Annotated in this window: 2 protein-coding genes; one reads left to right on the plus strand and one right to left on the minus strand. The window is 45.5% G+C overall.

From position 1 onward, the window contains the following. Positions 1 to 392 precede the first annotated feature (392 nt). The gene (locus tag LC608_RS36625) at positions 393 to 566 is read right to left on the minus strand and encodes a hypothetical protein (RefSeq protein WP_229558182.1); all 174 of its coding nucleotides are present in this window, start codon (positions 564 to 566) and stop codon (positions 393 to 395) included. A gap of 155 nt (positions 567 to 721) precedes the next feature. On the opposite strand from LC608_RS36625, the gene LC608_RS36630 reads away from it, so the two are divergent. Then, positions 722 to 2,269, plus strand: a complete 1,548-nt coding sequence (locus LC608_RS36630; RefSeq protein WP_229558183.1) for a reverse transcriptase domain-containing protein — start codon at positions 722 to 724, stop codon at positions 2,267 to 2,269. Positions 2,270 to 2,363 lie beyond the last annotated feature (94 nt).

The following is a 2,363-nucleotide window of genomic DNA, read 5'->3' on the forward strand; positions in this document are numbered from 1 at the left end:
GGAAAACCCCTCCTCCCGTGGTTTGAAACTGAATGGATTGGTTGGCTCGGTTGGTTACAACTCCTATTTAATCCCTTATTTTGGATTAGCTTCGGTATCTCTGCACTTGTCCAAGTGATGGGTGCGATTCGTTGACTAGTGAATCACGGTATCCAGTCCGTACATAACTAGTCCAGCCATTACCCGATAACGGGAAAAAGCTGAACTCTCGGTTAGATGTAGGTGAAAGCCCTACCATTCAGACTCAGAATTGACTCCTTATCTGCCCACACCGAACAAGCTCGGTTCTTGTAGAGTGAAGCTGGGAACAGGGCATAATCAGACGACCGTTACGGGTTGACACTGGTGCTAACAGGGAGTTCCTACGGTGAAACAGAGCCTAGAAAAGCAACTTATTGGAAAGCAGGGCGTAACATCAAAACCCTGACTTGGTTGGAGATAATTCCCGCCCACTGTCCATTAGTGAGGGGTAAGAGTCTAGGGAATCCAACAGTTGAATTGGCTACACCTAACGGAACAACGCCACATGCTACAACGGGGGGAACCCCCGCAACGCAGTGGCTCATTAATCTCTCCGAGGGAACGAATAAAAACGAGTTGTGGGTCTTGGGGCAGTCGAACCCCAGGTAGACCAGACGAGCGGATTAACTCCCACAATTCGGGTAGGATGCAACGTAATTGTTGCAAGGTGTTCAGAAAATATTATCTAGAGAAGAGTGAAATGATTAGACACAGCTATACAGCTAGTGAATCGTGGAAAGGATTGCCCTGGAAGAAATTCCGAAAAAACCTGTTCCGCCTTCAAAAGAGAATATTCAAAGCCGTTCAAGTTGGAGACAAGCGTAAAGCTAGGTCACTACAAAAACTGATTCTGAAATCCCGTGCAGCTAGATACCTAGCGATTCGGCAAGTAACACAATTAAATGCTGGTAAAAATACAGCAGGTATTGATGGCAAAAAGTCCCTCTCATTCAAGGAACGATTTGCACTTGAGGAACTTCTCAAGTCCAATCATAGCAATTGGCATCATCAAGGATTAAGGGAAATTCCAATTCCTAAAAAGGACGGGACAACCAGATTACTTAAAATACCTTGCATAGCGGACAGAGCTTGGCAATGCCTAGCAAAATACGCATTAGAGCCAGCACACGAAGCCACTTTCCATACCCACAGCTACGGCTTTAGAACAGGGCGTTCCGCCCATGATGCACAAAGGTACATCTTCCAAAACCTACGCTCTTCCTGCAACGGAATAGATAAACGAGTCATAGAACTTGATATCGAAAAATGCTTCGACAGGATTGACCATAAAATAATCATGGATAGCTTAATATCCCCTAAAGGATTAAAGCTCGGTATATTCCGATGCCTCAAATCAGGCTTAAACCCAGGATTTCCAGACCAAGGTACGCCACAAGGCGGTGTGGTCAGTCCTCTGCTCGCAAATATAGCGTTAAATGGGATAGAGAAGATACACCGACAAAAAGATCACAGGAAAGCAAGCGGATACATTGAACCATCCGTAAGATACGCAGATGATATGGTGATAATACTCAAACCTCAAGATAACGCAGACGAAATACTTGCCCAAATCAGCGAATTCTTAGCTCAACGCGGGATGAATGTCAGTGCCAAAAAGACCCAAATTACCGCCGCGACAGATGGCTTTGACTTCCTCGGCTGGAATTTCAAAGTACAGAAAAACGGAAAGTTCAGAACTACCCCCTCAGTGGGCAACTTCAAAGCCTTCCGCAAGAAAGTAAAAGCCATTGTCAACAACTCGAACTATGGAGCCAAGGTTAAGGCTGAGAAATTAGCTCCCCTGGTTAGAGGTTGGAGAGGTTACCATCGCTACTGCAAAATGGACGGAGCAAGGAACTCCTTATATCACATCGAAACAAGAGCATACAAGGTATTCAACAAGGAAACAAAGCTTACACGCTACTCTAGCAAAACATTGCTAGAGCAAGCGTTTCCGGCGGTTCCCTACTCCGAAAACAGACACGTCATGGTTACAGGTGAAAAATCACCCTATGACGGAGATATAGCTTACTGGAGCAAACGTAACAGCAAGCTCTATGACGGCGAAACCTCTAAAGCTTTAAAAAGGCAAAACCATTCATGTGCTTCTTGTGGCATTAAATTCATAGATGAAGAGCGGGTACACCTGCATCACATCGATGGAAATCACGCCAACTGGAAGAGAAATAATCTTGAAGCATTGCACGAGTCATGCCACGATTACCAACACATGGGCAAAGGTGAATAGCCAAGAACATCGGGAGCCGTGTGCAGCGAAAGTTGCACGCACGGTTCTAACTGAGAGGGACGGGGAATAATATCCCCTCTCGACTCAAACAAGC

Source organism: Nostoc sp. XA010 (assembly GCF_020829625.1).
GTDB lineage: Bacteria > Cyanobacteriota > Cyanobacteriia > Cyanobacteriales > Nostocaceae > Nostoc.

Coding starts and splice junctions, on each gene's coding strand:
- LC608_RS36630 (WP_229558183.1), top strand. CDS start 722: ATGATTAGACACAGCTATACAGCTAGTGAATCGTGGAAAGGATTGCCC.
- LC608_RS36625 (WP_229558182.1), bottom strand. CDS start 566: ATGAGCCACTGCGTTGCGGGGGTTCCCCCCGTTGTAGCATGTGGCGTT.